General features: G+C 47.8%; 10 protein-coding genes. 3 read left to right on the top strand and 7 right to left on the bottom strand.

Translation table 11 applies throughout. The features are described 5' to 3' along the window. Positions 1–20 precede the first annotated feature (20 nt). The 3 genes from purT to AC0YNT_RS06155 all read right to left on the bottom strand — a co-directional run bounded on the left by purT (position 21) and on the right by AC0YNT_RS06155 (position 4,944). Entirely contained in the window at positions 21–1,202 is a 1,182-nt protein-coding gene (gene purT, locus AC0YNT_RS06165) for a formate-dependent phosphoribosylglycinamide formyltransferase (protein WP_475803768.1), read from the bottom strand. Between the two features lie 113 nt (positions 1,203–1,315). Continuing rightward, complete coding sequence (locus tag AC0YNT_RS06160) at positions 1,316–3,163, bottom strand: ABC transporter ATP-binding protein (protein ID WP_475803767.1); 1,848 nt, start codon at positions 3,161–3,163, stop codon at positions 1,316–1,318. After that, positions 3,160–4,944 carry an ABC transporter ATP-binding protein gene (locus tag AC0YNT_RS06155; protein ID WP_475803766.1) on the bottom strand — a complete coding sequence of 595 codons (1,785 nt, stop codon included), beginning with the start codon at positions 4,942–4,944 and terminating at the stop codon, positions 3,160–3,162. Before AC0YNT_RS06155 ends, AC0YNT_RS06160 begins: the two co-directional genes overlap by 4 nt. 419 nt (positions 4,945–5,363) lie before the next feature. Between AC0YNT_RS06155 and AC0YNT_RS06150 the strand changes: the two genes are divergently transcribed. After that, a complete protein-coding gene (locus AC0YNT_RS06150) occupies positions 5,364–6,191 on the top strand; it encodes a helix-turn-helix transcriptional regulator (protein WP_475803765.1) in 828 nt (275 codons plus the stop codon). A gap of 18 nt (positions 6,192–6,209) precedes the next feature. Here the strand turns inward: AC0YNT_RS06150 and AC0YNT_RS06145 are convergent, their stop codons facing one another. Together AC0YNT_RS06145 and AC0YNT_RS06140 are read right to left on the bottom strand one after the other, a co-directional pair. Further along, entirely contained in the window at positions 6,210–7,205 is a 996-nt protein-coding gene (locus AC0YNT_RS06145; RefSeq protein WP_475803764.1) for a quinone oxidoreductase family protein, read from the bottom strand. Between the two features lie 111 nt (positions 7,206–7,316). Next, positions 7,317–7,910: a TetR/AcrR family transcriptional regulator gene (locus tag AC0YNT_RS06140; protein ID WP_475803763.1), complete on the bottom strand. Its 594-nt coding sequence runs from the start codon at positions 7,908–7,910 to the stop codon at positions 7,317–7,319. Positions 7,911–8,048: 138 nt separating this feature from the next. On the opposite strand from AC0YNT_RS06140, the gene AC0YNT_RS06135 reads away from it, so the two are divergent. Together AC0YNT_RS06135 and AC0YNT_RS06130 are read left to right on the top strand one after the other, a co-directional pair. After that, positions 8,049–8,894 carry an alpha/beta fold hydrolase gene (locus AC0YNT_RS06135; RefSeq protein ID WP_475803762.1) on the top strand — a complete coding sequence of 282 codons (846 nt, stop codon included), beginning with the start codon at positions 8,049–8,051 and terminating at the stop codon, positions 8,892–8,894. A 107-nt stretch (positions 8,895–9,001) separates the two neighbouring features. Further along, a complete protein-coding gene (locus AC0YNT_RS06130) occupies positions 9,002–9,514 on the top strand; it encodes a hypothetical protein (RefSeq protein ID WP_475803761.1) in 513 nt (170 codons plus the stop codon). Between the two features lie 85 nt (positions 9,515–9,599). Here the strand turns inward: AC0YNT_RS06130 and AC0YNT_RS06125 are convergent, their stop codons facing one another. Together AC0YNT_RS06125 and AC0YNT_RS06120 are read right to left on the bottom strand one after the other, a co-directional pair. After that, positions 9,600–12,167, bottom strand: a complete 2,568-nt coding sequence (locus AC0YNT_RS06125) for a rhamnogalacturonan lyase (RefSeq protein WP_475803760.1) — start codon at positions 12,165–12,167, stop codon at positions 9,600–9,602. A 462-nt stretch (positions 12,168–12,629) separates the two neighbouring features. After that, positions 12,630–16,304 (bottom strand): dynamin family protein, encoded by a 3,675-nt coding sequence (locus AC0YNT_RS06120; protein ID WP_475803759.1) that lies wholly within the window; start codon positions 16,302–16,304, stop codon positions 12,630–12,632. Position 16,305 lies beyond the last annotated feature (1 nt).

Here is a 16,305-nt window from a genome sequence, read left to right as displayed (position 1 = left end):
AAAGCCGCCGCACTATCGTCTTAATTATCGTATTGAATATGAAGAGATTCAGCTGCTTGTCGGGCCAGGTCACGAGCCTCATCCGTATCGTTTGCTGTGCTTAAAGCAACAGCCATCCGGCGTCCAACCTTTGTCTCCGGTTTGCCAAATACTCGAACTTGTGTATTAGGCAGCGCAAGTGCCGATTCGATTCCGCCAATGCGGAATGAAGACGACTCACGATCCGCTTTCAGCGTGTGTGTCGCCCCTGGTGTCAACAGACGAATAGTTGGGATCGGGAAGCCAAGAATCGCGCGTACATGCAGCGCAAATTCAGACAGATCTTGTGTCGCCATGGTTACCATTCCAGTATCATGCGGACGAGGAGAAACCTCGCTGAACAAGACACCTTCTTTCGTAATAAACAGCTCTACGCCGTATAAGCCAAAACCGCCAAGCTCATCTGTAATACGCAAAGCAATCTCTTCCGCTTGCTTAATTTGCTCCTCTGTCATCGCATGCGGCTGCCAGGATTCGATATAGTCGCCATCCTTCTGAACATGGCCGATTGGTGCGCAGAAGCTTGTCCCCGAAACGGAACGGATAGTTAGCAGCGTAATCTCCGATTCAAAGGTAACAAAACCTTCAACGATAATCCGTGCTTTCTTCGCACGTCCGCCCTCCATCGCATAGTTCCAGCAGTTCTCAATGTCAGCTTCCGTCTCGCATACACTTTGCCCTTTACCAGAAGAACTCATAATTGGCTTAATGACACAAGGAAGGCCAATCTCCTTTACCGCTAGCTTCAATTCATCAAGCGAATCAGCGAATTGGTAAGGAGCAGTGGGCAGACCAAGCGTTTCAGCAGCTAGTCGGCGAATACCTTCACGATCCATGGTAAGACGTGTAGCACGAGCAGTCGGAATGACGTTAAAGCCTTCCTTCTCAAGCTCCAGCAGTGTTTCTGTAGCAATTGCTTCAATCTCCGGAACGATAAAATCAGGCTTCTCATCCTCGATGATTCTTCTGATTGCAGCTCCGTCAAGCATATCGGTAACATGGCAACGATGGGCAACCTGCATAGCCGGCGCATTCGCATAACGGTCTACTGCAATTGTCTCTACGCCTAGGCGCTGTGCTTCAAGTGCAACCTCCTTGCCAAGCTCGCCCGAGCCGAGCAGAAGAAGTTTGCGTGCATCCGCCATCAGTGGTGATCCATACATAATAAAAAAGAACCTCCCGGAAGAATCCAGACTTCGAGGAGATGCCAGCGGCATCCCTCGAGGTCTGGGTTATTTTTCTTCCATTGTGGAGGTTCTTCACTTAAAAATCAATACTACGCCGACAAGAATCGATATTGCGCCTCGATAAGACCATTATAAATGCCATTCTTCCTGATTAACGCTTCGTGGTTACCCTGCTCGACAATCCGGCCATGATCCAGAACGATAATCTCGTCGGCATTGCGAATTGTAGACAAACGGTGAGCAATCATGAAGGACGTACGGCCTTTTAATAGTGCTTTCAAAGCTTCTTGAATTCTAAGCTCTGTCTCCGTATCAATACTTGCTGTTGCTTCATCAAGAATAAGAACTCGTGGATCTGCCAGCAAGGCGCGGGCGAAAGAAAGCAATTGACGCTGACCCATGGAGAGCACGTTGCCACGTTCCTCCACCTCTGTGTCATAGCCGTCAGGCAGCGACATGATGAAATCATGTGCGTGAACCGCTTTTGCTGCCTCAACAATTTCATTGTCAGTTGCATCCAATCTGCCATAACGGATATTGTCGCGGATCGTTCCAGCGAAGATAAACGTGTCTTGCATAACTAGACCAACCTGCGAACGAAGACTGTCGATCGTCACATTACGAATATCCTGACCGTCTATGCGAATACTTCCTTGAACCGGATCATAGAACCTGCACAAAAGGTTAATGATTGTACTTTTGCCCGAGCCGGTATGACCAACAAGCGCAATCGATTGACCAGCTTTGACGTCAATAGTGACACCATGAAGCGCGGGACGGCCTTTCTCATATTCGAAAATAATATTATCGAATTTCACATCGCCGCGGATGCTGGCAAGTGGCATGGCATTACCAAGCTCTGCAACGGTTGGCTCTTCATCGATAAATTCGAATATACGCTCCGAGGAAGCCATAGCCACAAGCAGCTGGTTATACACTTGACCAAGTCGGTTAATCGGGTCCCAGAAGTTGCCCACATAGTTGGCAAATCCTACAAGGAGACCTACTGTTATCTCTTGATGCTCAATTAAGTAAGAGCCGTACCAGAACAGAATAAACGTTCCGATGGCGGAAGTAATCTCGATAACCGGACCAAACGCTTGGTTAAGCGCAGAGGCTTTGTTCCACGCTTTAACGTTTACAGCGTTCATGTTATCGAAGAAGCGCATGTTTTCTTTTTCCTGTACATAAGCCTGCGTAATCTTCATCCCTTGAATGCTCTCATTAAGGTGGGAGTTAATTCGCGACTGCTTCTTCCGAACGTCCTGCCACGCAAACCGAATACGTTTGCGCAGCGTAGACGATACGAGGAACATAATCGGAACGGTAATCATAACCGCAAGACCTAGCTTGAAGTTCCAAGCCAGCAGGATTACAACGATACCAACAAGCTGCACGCAGTCCATAAGCGAGTTGACAACACCGTTCGTGAACAAATCCTGCAACGCATTAACGTCATTCGTTACCCGAACAAGAACCGAGCCGGCAGGCCGCTTGTCATAGAACCGGAACGAGAGCTTCTGAATATGCTGGAATAGATGATGGCGGAGATCATAAATGACTTTCTGCCCGATTATGTTCGTGTACTTAATCCGATACGAGTTAGATGCCCATTGAATAATAAACAAAGCAACCATTATTGCTGCAATCGTATACAGCTTGCTGTAGCTAGGATCGCCGCTTGGTGGATCAATCGCTTTGTCAATCGCCATAATGGTTAATGCTGGGATTGTCAGCCTTGTAATGGTACCAATAATCATCGCAATAATAACAGGAATTAACTGGCGTTTGTAAGGCTTCATATAATAGAACAAGCGCCGCATTTGAGCCCAGTTGAACGGTTTCTCGATAGCCTCATCATCTTGATAAATAAACCGTTCAGATTTATCGCTTGCATTTTTAATTCTATCTTTCAATTCTTTATTGGAACTGCTCATTGAACTACGCTCCTTTTCCGCTCCGACTCTGAAGGATTCAAACTCGCAAGCGGCCGATCGGCATACTGAATGTTATATGTTTCGCGATAAGCTCCTTGCTGTGCAATTAATTCATCATGTGTGCCGCGTTGAACGATATGTCCTTTGTCCAAGACAATAATCTCGTCAGCATGGCGAAGCGATGAGATGCGGTGCGCAATAATAAAGGTCGTGCGCCCTGCCATCAGCTCCTTAAAGCCGGCTTGAATCTCATGTTCGGTCTCCATATCCACCGCGCTCGTTGCATCGTCCAAAATAAGAATGCGCGGATTACGGATAAGCGCGCGAGCAATAGCAATCCGCTGTTTCTGACCTCCCGATAAGCCCATCCCTCTCTCGCCGACAATCGTCTCATACCCAAGCGGGAGCTCCATGATAAAATCATGTGCTTTGGCCATCTTCGCTGCCTTAATAATTTGTTCGTCAGATACATTTCTTACGCCATAAGAGATATTAGTCCGGATCGATGCCGAGAACAGGAAGGTTTCCTGGAATACCGGTGCGATCTGGCTGCGCAGACTTTCCACATCCAAGTTCCGAATATCAATACCATCGAGCGTAATCGTACCTTCTTTTACATTATACGCTCGCATCAGCAGCTGAATAATCGTCGATTTGCCGGAACCGGTTGCCCCTAAGAGGCCAATAACCTTTCCTGCCGGCGCATCAATTGTAATATCGGTCAAGGCAGGAGCTTTGTCCGGATAATTAAACGTTACATGGTTGAAACGGACATGCCCTTTAACGATCTCACTATCCACTTCAACCGCGTTTTCAATGCTTTTGACATGAATATGTGTATTAAGCAGCTCCATCACCCGTTCGCCAGAAGCTTTGGACTGGGTGTAGTTATTAATATGGAAGCCGATGCCCCACATTGGGCCGATAATGTACCAGATTAAGCTGAAGAACGCGACTAATTCACCAAGTGATAAGGTCTTCTGGATTACTAATGTACCGCCCGCAATAAGCAAAATAACAACGCTTAGGTTGGCGAGAAGCTCCATTGAAGGGAAAAACTTCGCCCAGATCGAAGATGCTCCAATCTGATTCATTTGGTACTGTTCATTGCGCTTCGAGAACTTATCAACCTCATGCGGCTCACGTGCGAATGATTTGACGGTCCGTACACCTGTAATATTCTCTTGTACAGCAGTCGTCAGATTACTCATCGCTTTACGCATTTCGCGGAAGGCTGGATGGATTCTTTTCTCAAATCGGATCGCTGTGAATGCAAGAAACGGGATGGTGACGAGCGTAATTAGCGTCAGCTTCCAATCGATCGACATCATCATGGCTCCGCCAAACACGATCATGAGCACTACGTTTAAGATTTGAGCAAAGCCAAAGCCGATAAATTGACGGATTGCTTCAAGATCTGCCGTCAGCCTGGACATCAAATCGCCTGTCTTCGCTTTGTCGTAATATTGGAATGAAAGCGTTTGAAGTTTGTCGTAACAGGCGTTACGAAGCCGGAATGTCACCCGGTTGCCAAGTCTTCCGCCAAAAAATCCGTGTAAAAACTGCATTAAGCCTTTGAACGTGACTACCCCAACAACGGAGAGGGCCAGCATCGGCACTTTGTCAAAGTCCCTTGGTGTAATGACATCATCGATCAAATAACGAAGCAGGTTCGGATAGACCAGACCAAGCGCTGTCGCACACATCAGACAAAAAATTGATGATAGCAGAAACTTCCGCTCAACCCAATAAAACCGTTTCAATTGCCTAAAGACGTCCAAGTAAAATCCATCTCCCCGTTCTTTATTGTTAAAAGTTTTCTACAGTATGTAACGACCTCCGGCGCAAAATAGAACACGATAAAGCCGTTACACCTTTGTATGTGATGAATATTAGCAGGTACTGCCATGACCCGGCAAACGGTAGATAATCACGTATATTTACCTGAAACCGCCGATTATGGCGAATTAGAAAAGATTAACGGGGTATCCTCCTAAATAATCAAAAATCAACCTAGATGTGTGGCAATTCCTCCATTTTTGCACAGAAACACACAAATATATGTAAAATAGGGCAAACCCACATATTTAAAAATAAAGACGCAGCCCTATGACCAAATGGGCTGCGTCTTTTATATATTGTTACATTTTTCTCCTCGAGTATAATGATTGTTATGACTATTTGAGGAGGGTACAACGCAATGGATAAGCAAAAAGCCATGCTGCTCGGACAATTTCTTAAATCACGCAGAGAGAAATTGAATCCTTCCGAAGCTGGTCTTCCTCCGGGTTATGGCAAAAGAAGGACACCTGGCCTCCGCCGTGAAGAGGTTGCTCAACTTGCTCATGTCAGTACAACCTGGTATACCTGGCTGGAGCAAGGTCGGGCGTCAACACCATCCAGGCAAGTACTAGACAGTGTCGCCAATGCTCTTCGGCTCAGCAAGAATGAGCATCTTCACATGCTTCACCTTGCTAGTCTGGAGCTTCCGACTCCCGCTCCATCTATGCAGCAGCTCTCGCCTGACATCGAGAAAATCATTCATCAGCTTCCTTATCCTGCTTTCATTGCGACAGACCGTACAGAAGTATTGAACTGGAATGAAGCTGCTCGCCGTATCATTTGTGATTTCTCCTCCATACCTGAAGAGGATAGATGTATGGCCTGGCTTACGTTCACAAACGAAGAAATGCGCAAATCAATGCCGGATTGGGAAGAATACGCCCAGTATACAGCTGGCGTTCTTCGTGGACGCTATGAAAAGAATCTAACCGATCTGGTATTTCGTAAGCTGATTGACCGACTAAGTAGTGCTAGTTCGGAATTTCGCGAGTTATGGTCAACGCACGATATTATGGATAAGACGATCAAGACGATTCGGCTTTATCATCCGGAAGCTGGGTTACTCTCCTTTAACATAAACTCCTTCTCGCAAATTAATGGAAATGGCACTGCACATTGCTGTGTGTATATTCCAACGGAAGGAACTGATACGAATGAAAAATTACAATTGCTCCTCCGGCGATAAGTATTTACCTTGTCTCTGTCAGGAGCCTACTTTTAAAACGATTTTCCCTGTTGATCTTCTTTCTTCAATCTGTTTATGGGCTTCCCAGGCATTGTGCAGCGGTAAAAGATCCGTAACATCTACCTTTACTTCCCCTCTAGCAACCAAAGCTAGAGCTTTGCGTGCGGAATCCGCCACGAGCTGGGGAGCAACCATACTCAATAGCTGAAGATTAAAGCCTAATACGGCTTTACTTGAAAACCATAATTCATTGAGCGATTGCTTCACATCTTCGGCGTCACTTGCGTTCCCCATTGCAATCAGCCGTCCAAGAGGCTTAAGCAGCTGTAGAGAAGATTCACGCATACTGCCGCCAACCGGATCAACAACAATGTCAACCCCTTGCCCGTCAGTAAGCTTCTTCACCTGATCTTCAAACTCTCCCCGTAAAAACACCGCATCATAACCAAGACTCTTAGCATATGCCATCTTTTCCACACTTCCAACAGTTCCAATAACAAGTCCGGCGCCCAGCGACTTGGCTACTTGGCCAATCGCACTGCCTACGCCTCCTGCCGCAGCATGGACTAACACTGTTTCCCCTTGCATCATGCGTGATACATTCGAAATAATCATATACGCTGTCGTTACATTCGACGGGAATGCAGCCGCACTAATCATATTTATCGCCTGATTCCCCGCTTCAGCGAGCGGGAACACAAGATCAGACGGCACTTTTACAACCTCCGCATAGCCACCTCCACCTACAATGGAAAGTGCCGCAACCTGCTGACCAACATATAACCCTGTAACTTGCTCTCCTACTTCACGAATGGTGCCAGACACTTCGATTCCCGGTACGAAGGGAAGTGGCAGGTCCTGTACAACCCCTTTACGGAATAACACTTCGGCATAATTAACACCAGCGTACGCCACATCTATCGTTACTTCGAATGGTCCCGGCATAGGAACCTCTACATTCGTAAGGGTCAATACTTCAGCATCACCAAATTGAGGAATGATCATTGCACGCATCAATAGCGCCTCCTTGTTCTTGTCATCTTCTATTTCATTATGAAAAAAACAAAGGTAAGCAGCCAGTTGGCAGTTATACAGGTATTGGGAGTAACAGGCAGAACGGAATGATCATTTTATTAATATCCGCAGCAGAAGATCTTTTTCCGGGAGTACAAAGGATTCTCCAAACATCAGTTTGAAGGAAGCAATACCTTGGGTTGCGGATATAAAAGTGACAGAGAGCTCAAAAGGATCTCCCTGGACACATTCACCTGTTTTCTGTCCCTCTCGAATAAGCACTTCTAAATTTTTGATCGCCAGCATCTTCTTTTCGTTCAGCTTCTGATCTTCCTCCTCATTCCCCGTTAGGTAAGGCTGAGAAATGATAATAAAATAATAAATCCCGTCTTCCTTCTGCACTCCGTTTAAGTAGGAGTCAATAAAAGAAGAGATCTTGTCCTTTATGCTGCCTGATTGTCTTGTTATTTCATCAAAAGCATTTTGTGACTTTTCCATCGCCTCATTGGCTAAAGACAAGTACAGCTCCTCTTTTGATTTATAGTAATGGTAGATCAATCCCAAGCTGATGCCTGCCTCTTTCGCAATTCCCTTTATATTCGTGGCTGCCAGACCTTTCTTTGCAAATAATTTCAATCCGGCCAATTTTATTTTTTGAATCGTATGTAATCTCATCTCGTCGAACTGTTCCTTTTGCTTTGGCATCAACGTACTCCTTTAATTGAATTTATATTCAATTGTAGCTGATCTTCTTGAGATTGCAATTTTTTAGTTGACGTATAACTTGTCTTCCTTTTATTATTGAATTAAATTTCAATCAAAAAATAGAACGGAGAGGTTCACATGAATATTCCTACAGAGGTTGCTTTTGAAAGATCATCTGTCATTTCACAGGACGGTACAACTATCGGGTATCAAAGCAAAGGAAAAGGACCTGACCTGCTTATTATTCACGGTGCCCTCAGTGATTCCAGCCACTTCACAACGTTGGCTACTGAATTAGCTGGAACTTACCGGGTTCACCTGATGGATCGGCGTGGACGTGGGATGAGCGGACCTCAAGGCCTGGAGTATTCCATGGAAAAAGAATGTGAAGATGTTGCTGCCGTGCAGCAAGCCACTCAAGCGCAAATGGTATTTGGACACAGCTACGGAGGGCTCGTTGCCTTGGAGACCGCTCGATTATTTAACCTTTTCTCGAGCATCGCCTTGTATGAACCTGGTGTTGTTCTCCAATCTCAGCCTGAAGAATGGAACTGGTTATTAGATTATGAAAAGGCGATTCAGAAGAAAGATAATCGGAGTGCGTTCGCTCATTTTGTGCAAGGGGCTGGCCATTCTCCCCTATCCAAGCTGCCTTTATGGTTCGCAAAATTAATGCTCAGACTCTTTATTCGTGGAGAGCATTGGAGAGGGCTTAAAGCTCTGCTGCAGCAAAATTTGTTGGAGCATAAGGAAGTGAAACGACTGGCAGAAACTTATCACCATTATCAACCTTTACAAGCTGAGGTTCTGCTTGCATACGGAGGAAAAAGCCCTCAGGCCGTCAAGGATATGATCCATACCCTAAACAACACGATCGCAAAGTCAGAAGTTATAGAGATACCTCAATTGGAACATTTATCACCAGAAAATCGCTATGAACCGTTAAAGGTTGTAGCGCTTATTAAACCGTTTTTTAATCGTTGATGAGAACTTAAACACTAGTCTCCAGCCAAATTACCAAGATCTATTGAGATAAACGAACGCAACATATCACTGGTGGTAATCGTTATCATTGTATCGGGGGGATAAGGATGATAAAGATGCTGTTAGCGATTGTTTTTTCCATTTTGTTTCTATCAGGCTGTACAGAAGAAGTTAATAATCAAAAGCATGAAATGCCTGCGGAAATGCCTGAGGATTTCAATTTCTCAGTCAGCTTCGGATACGGAGAAGTAAACAAGAATGAAATTAACACCTATACCCATAAGGTCACAAAGGATCTCATTACGAAAGGCACTGCGGCTGCAGACGTTACTTTTAGTAAAGATGAGTTGCAGAGTATTTACGCCAAGATGAAAGAGCTCAATATTATGGAGACAAAAGATTTCACAGGACAAGAAGGCTGCTCCAAGACACCTAGTAATACGGACAGCTGGAGAGTAACTGTTAGTGGTGAAACGAAATCGTTCTCGTGGACGGATGAACATTGTACGGTATCAGACGAGGCAAAACAATTATTGGAATTAAGAACATACATTCAACAGCTTGTTGAAGACAAAGACGCCTATAAAGCATTGCCTGCAGCAGAAGGTGGTTATGATTAAGTGGTGAAGTTAAAGCAGGTTAACAGCAAAAGCCCCGGATATTTCGATCCGGGGCTCTTGCACTTTTATTTGATTTGGATGGTTGTTACGACCACTGTTGAAGCAGAAGCTTTGCAGTCGAAGTCAGGTTTTTGACAGCATCGTCTGATACCTTGTCTTTGCTTGAACGTTTCTCTAGCTGAGATAAGAACTTGTCAATAAAATCAGCGGCTTTGTCCATCGAACCTTTATCGTACTGCTGCTCCGCTTGCTTAAGCGAATTAGACAACTGACTTGCAATAGCTCCTTTTACGATCCCGTCATCCATATAACCATTCAGCTTGTCCTGCAGGCTGTTGAACAGACCTGGGAGTGAAGCTTTTGGAATTGGTACGTTCGCGAAATTCGTGTCCGAAGCAAAATAGAAGCTCGTGTACGAAGGCTGGTTGTAGGCCGTGTTTTGGCGTGCTACTTCAGCTCTGTATTGCGGATCATGCATCAAAGTGTACATCTTTCTGTCTGTTAACTCGGTGCTCAGGTAAATTCGGATCGCACTGCTGTCTGCCGTACGGACAAGCAGCTCCTCGCGCCAGTCTCCAAAGATGTCGGCCACAAGCGATGGATTACCTTTCGTATAGTTGTTCGTAAGCGTTCCGGTTGCTTTCAACAGTGTGCCTCTTGTCCAATCTTCAATGGTAGGCGTAACATCAATCGCACCGTTTACCATTTGTGTAGACATATCTCCCGCCCACTTAATGCTCATATTCGTACCTGGCGCTGTGTTCCCCAGTTTTTGACCGTCTGCCGACCAGAGCCCTACTGCCCATGTTTCCAGACCTGGCTTAGTTGGATCTACATCGCCAATCATGCCGCGCCCTGTATCTTTGCCTGTGTAGCCGCCGTAAATCACTTTGCCGGTCTTTGCATCACGCAGCGAGTATCCATATGGGGCGTAGGCGCCTCCCTCATGTACCATGAATATCTCGAGACCTGGACGGTTCGGATCAATATCGGTTACGTGCAGCGCATCACCATGCCCAAGTCTCGCGATCGTTCCAGGTGCAGCGCTTTGCGGCGGCATAACATCCATCGAGCTGTACAGCAGACTTCCATCATGGTCGATCGTAGCGGAGCCATAGACAATCTCCTGCTTACCGTCCCCGTCTACATCTGCAGCACTAAGGGAATGCGCGCCTTGTGTCGTCAACGTGCCAAACTCTGGATCTGTCCCGTCTCTGCCATGAGGACCATCGTTGAACGGATTAGTCATTGGCGTAAAACCACTGTCTACATACCAATTCTCCTTAAGATGTTTACCATCCCACCCGTAAGATACGAGGGTCGATCTCGTATAGTACCCGCGTGCGAATACAGCATATGGATTCTGTCCATCCAAGTAGGCAACGCCTGAAAGAAAGCGGTCTACCCGGTTGGCAGGCTCGATGCGGCCCATAGCATAATCTCCCCATAACAGACCATCATCCTCACGAGCAGTCTTGAATGGAATCGTCTCAAGCTCCTTGCCCGTCTCACCTTCGAATACGGTCAAATATTCAGGTCCGTCCACGATAAAGCCCTCAAATTCACGCAGCTTATTATTGACGCTACGGCTTGGCGCGTACACGTCCATGAAGTAGTCCGTCAGGCTTTGAGCATCTTCAAGTGACAACGGATAACTGTATTTCGGCGCGATGCCAAAACACTCTTCCAGCGTCTTAGGCCAGCTGCCGTTCTTCACTTCTTCCCGCTCGCTCCAGCCCATGAACATGTCTACTACGTGATCATAATAGCCATCGGCGCTCAAGCGATAATCGTCTTCATTGCTATAGCCGGCTTTAATATCTGATTTCGGCATCGTAATATATTTTTCGGATACGACTTTTCCATCGTTGCCGTAATTAATTATCTTAGTGCCTGGAGCCGTCTTAAACATCATTTCGGATTTGCCGTCACCGTCAAAATCATAGACGAGAAACTGGGTGTAATGCGCTCCTGAACGGATATTCACACCAAGATCGATCCGATATAGCAGCTTTCCTTCAAACGTATAACAATCGATATAGGTTTTGCCTGTGTAACCCCGTTGTGAGACATCTTTGGAATTGGACGGATCCCATTTGACGAAAAACTCATATCGTCCATCGCCGTCAACATCACCTACGCTCATATCATTAGCCGAGTACGTGTAAGCTTCACCTTTAGGCGTTACACCATCCGCAGGCTTGTTCAGCTTTAGATCATAATAGGCATCCGCCCATGGCTTTACGGCAGCACTCTGGTCCGTCTCCGCCCCAGCCGTAACAGCCGACACGTAATACTTCGATGAAGCTATACCAGCAGTGTCCAAATAGTTCGTGCTGTCCGTCACCGTAGCAATCTTTTTCCCATCCCGATACACGTTAAAGGCTGGACCTGTAAGTCCTTTCTCTGTGCTTCCCGTTACCTCATTAGATAACAGCCTCCAGCTGACAAAAACACCTTGAGATGTCGTTGCAGCTACAAGCCCACGATCCAAATATTCTAATTGCACGCGTCCCTGGACCCCCTCCGACTGATGAATGGAATCGGAACCTTGGGCTGATACCGACGCGGTTCCTGATATCGTTAGTGATATGGCTAAAACACCTGTCATTACTTTTCGCAATGCTTTTTCACCGTTTAATCGCTTCGTCATTTAACTTCTTCCTCCTAGCGCAAATGTGGTGATAAAAACGCTTACAAAAGCTAACGAAACTAAGCCTCCTCCTTTATTCCTAGTAAAGCAAGCGTAAACGGCTGCGCCGTCCTTAGGAGGAGCAGCATCGTTTCGCGGGTGAAATATAAGCGTAGTATAAAGTAAATTTATACACTCTTATATTTTAAAAAATGGTAATTGACCCCTTCATTATAGGAGAACGTGTATAAAATCCCATTAAAAAAACAGTGTTTTTCGGTCAAAAACCCGACTATATCAGCGTGTATCCCCGGTTAATGTCTACACATGAAACCACTCCACCACCAACGTTGGATTGTCTTTTTACGAAGTGGTTCCAATGTAATGTGCGCGATCAGCATCCAAAGAACCAGCTGTAACAAAAAAAAGCCCACAACGGCTAAACAAGCCATTGTGGGCAATAAGAGATAAATGCGTTAGACATTAAGCTTTTGTTGACGATTGGAGGACGAGAATCTCCTCATGAAGCTGACGAAGCTGCTCCGTATCCGCTTCGTTGGATAATGATCTTTGCATACCGGATACATAACGGGACAGATCCTCAGCTAATGCAGCACCAGTCTCATCCGCTGATTGTCTCCATAAGCCCGTGTATAAGCCTGACCAACTGTCGATATGCTCATTCATCCAAAGTTGAAGCGCTGGAGAAATAGACGTCTCCAGCTCTTTGCGAAGTACCGCTTTGCCTTCTCCCTCAAAGAAATGACGAGGCGATTTAAAGCGAGCCCACAACCATTTGGCATCCACACCCGTCATCTGCCATTCGGAAGCAGCATCTGGCGTTGGGAGATCTTTGGCTGTGTAAGCAGCGCTGCTGTAGCCATCAATCAGTGATTCCAGTTGTTCAGTGAGAGCAGCATACTGCTTTTTCAGAAGACTGTTTAATTTGCGATCTACGCGAAGCGTAGTGGCCTGCAACTCCTGCGACAGTTCCATTTGTACCTGGCGCTGCAGCTCAAGCCATGCCGTCCAGATCATTTTACGCAGATCACGACCGTCATCCTGAAGGGTTGAAGGGTTAAATGCATAATTATAAAACTCGCCAAAACGAAGCTGAATCCGTTGAATGACATAATACAGAAGCTCATTAAGCTCCTGAAGCAGTTGTGCTGGCGGATCATTTTCCTGGAATGCTGCAATATTGCTATTGGCCTCCACTTGGAGTTTCCCAAGCCGCTCACTCTCGGCCAGACGAGAAGCTGCGTCGCCCGTTGCGCTTTTCAGCCATCCTGAAACAGTAGAAGATGCTCTTGTAATTTCCTGCTCAGCAGCATCTACAGCCAGCTTACCTAGATCATTCTGTACGAAGCCGAGGAACGATTGCTCAAAGGCCTCAATACCAGACTGCTTAAGCAGCTCTGCATTGCCTTCCACCTTCCCATCCAGTCCTTGAAGGCTGGATACCGGGAACAAACGAGGATTTCGAATGCCGTGCTGGAGCAGATTCGTCTCCACATGGCTCAGAACGCCTGTGAGCTCCTCAGCATCAGCTGCAAGGTCAGCCGCGTTAACTAGGAAGAACATTTTATCCAGTTCGAACTGATCCTTCACCCGTCCAAGCTGCATCAGGAACTGACGGTCCGCTTGCGAGAAGGCATGGTTGTAATAGGTAACGAACAGAACGGCGTCCGCGTTCTTAATATAGTTGAAAGCAACACCGGTATGACGGGCATTAACAGAATCGGCCCCTGGTGTATCTACGAGTACGATGCCTTGACGTGTCAGCGGGCAGTCATAATGAAGCTCGATCTCGCTGACAAAACAGGAACGGGATTCCTCAGCAACAAATTTCTCGTATTCCTCTTGCGATACAGAAATTTGTGTGCCAAGCAGCGCTTCATGCGCCTCCCAGCCTTTACGTGCTGCACGAAGGAAGCTGTAATGCGGCCGTCCGCCGGCATGAATAGCATCTGGCGTCAGCATATCAATCGCCAGCATGATAGCCGATGCATTCGGCAGTGCTGCTACTGACGCGTCTTCGCCAAGCAAAGCGAGCGAATAGCGCAGGTCTTCTACAATGGCGTCATGCGACTTCATGACGACAAGAGCTGTGCCATGCTCGTGCTCTGCCGTAGGCGGTACGAGACGGTTGATCGCTGCGGTCGTCGGATTCGGCGACACCGGCAGTACCGGCTCGCCGAGCAAGGCGTTCGCGAGCGAAGATTTACCCGCGCTGAATGCACCAAACAGCGCGATGGTGAACCGGCTATCACGCAGCCGGTTCGCTTTGTCGCGCATCGCGTCCGCAGAGGCGGACAGCGGCGCGTAAGGCGCGAGCAGCGAAGCCGCGCGCTCTAGCCGCGCAGCAGCGCCATGCTGCTGCGCGAGCGCTGCGCCGCCCGCTAGTGCGGCGCCCGCCTGCGGCGCAGCTGCGCGGGCGCCTGCAGCGCGTGGCTGCGCTGACGCGCCGGCGCTTGCGGCGCTGCCGCTTGGCGCAGCCGCGGCGCTCGCCGCTGGCGTGCTTGCGGCGCGTGGCGCCGGCAGCGCCGGGCGCTGCACGCGCGGCGGCAGCGCAGCGGCGAGCTGCGCCGCATGCGCGGCAGCGCGCTGCGTCAGCGCTGCAAGCTGCGCCAGCGCGCCAGCTTGCGAGCCTAGCGCCGCTAGCTGAGCTGCTGCCTCATCCGCTCCGGTCTTGCTCGCAGCGGTAACATACTCCACAAGCACGTCGATAATATCGAATGCGTGCTTGCGGTAGATCAATTTCACTTCCGCGGCAAGCTCGCGGGAATATACCATCGTATACTCGTTGCCGAAAGTAGCACCGGTATTCACGTTCTCCACCAGCCACTGAGGTTCAGGCTGCCATGACAAGGATGCGATCAGCTCTTGCTCGATGCGCTCGGCTGGATAGCCAACCTTCTCCGCTGCTTTGCGCAGCATATCTTTCACATGCCAATCTACTGCAGCATTAACCTGCGAGCCAAATTCGGTGCGGAACGTTTCCAGTCTGCGCTCTTGCTCCGCAGCTGTCTTTGCCCCGGCGAATAAGAGACCTGTCTTAAACCCAGGCTTCCGGCTTTCGAGGAAGACATGTGCTTTATCCCGAAGTGGAGCAGGCGTAATAATCGCATTATCGAGCAGCGACTGTACACTCCGCCGAAGCTCCGTACGAATACGATCTGGTTCAGCCGCAAGTCTGTGCTTCTCTGCTTCAAGCTGAGCCATCTCTTCCTTCACCTTGGCAGCCGCTTCTTCTCCACCTGCCACGGCAATTAGACGCTCCCGCTCCGGCTCATCCCGCATATCCCACCATTTCTCGTGTTCAACAACAAGATGCCGCAGCGAAGCATCCACGCTGTAAGCGGCTAAAGACACTTTCTCCGCTGCCAATTGAGACAGCAGCAGCTCCAGCTGTTCCCACTCTTGATGAGGGTGGTCCGGCTGGCGTAACGACAAATAAACGATTCCAGCTGGCTCCAAATGCCAAGCTTGAAACGCTTCCTCTACACTCTTCCGGTATTGCTCGAATGATAATTCACGATCACGATGTTTATCGATCTGATTAACAATAAAATATAAGGGCTTGCCCCAGTCCTTCAATTGCTTCGCAAATGCGAAGTTAATCTCGGATTGGACATGGTTATAATCCATTACATAAAAAACTACATCCGCCAAATGGAGTGCCGACTCGGTCGACATTCTGTGCGCATCATCCGTTGAATCAATACCCGGGGTGTCAAGAAGTACCGTATGATTGCCAAGACGCTCTGTTGGATAGTAAATCGAGACAGACTCGATATTTTCGCCATCCTTGCAATAGGCGTCTAATTGTTCGAGCGGAATATCTACACTAACATGCTCACCATTCTTGATGCTGACCACGCTGGCCTTAGCTGTCTCTCCACCGCGAATCGCAACGACATTGGCACTCGTCGGAATCGGGCTGGATGGCAGCAGCTGAGCGCCGCACAAACGATTGACTAACGTTGATTTCCCCGCGGAAAAATGCCCGCAAAATGCAACAGTAAGCCGGCCCTCGGCCAGCTTACTGTTTAACTCCAATACTTGCTTTTCGTGCAGACTGTCGCCTGCCGCTTGCATCTCTGAAGCGGCCTGCAGCAGCGCATCCGTCATGCCTCGTACTGTCGTTTCCATCATT

This window comes from Paenibacillus sp. J22R56 (genome assembly GCF_056269375.1).
Note: the sequence above shows the minus strand (reverse complement) of the source record. Positions and strands in the feature narration are given on the sequence as shown.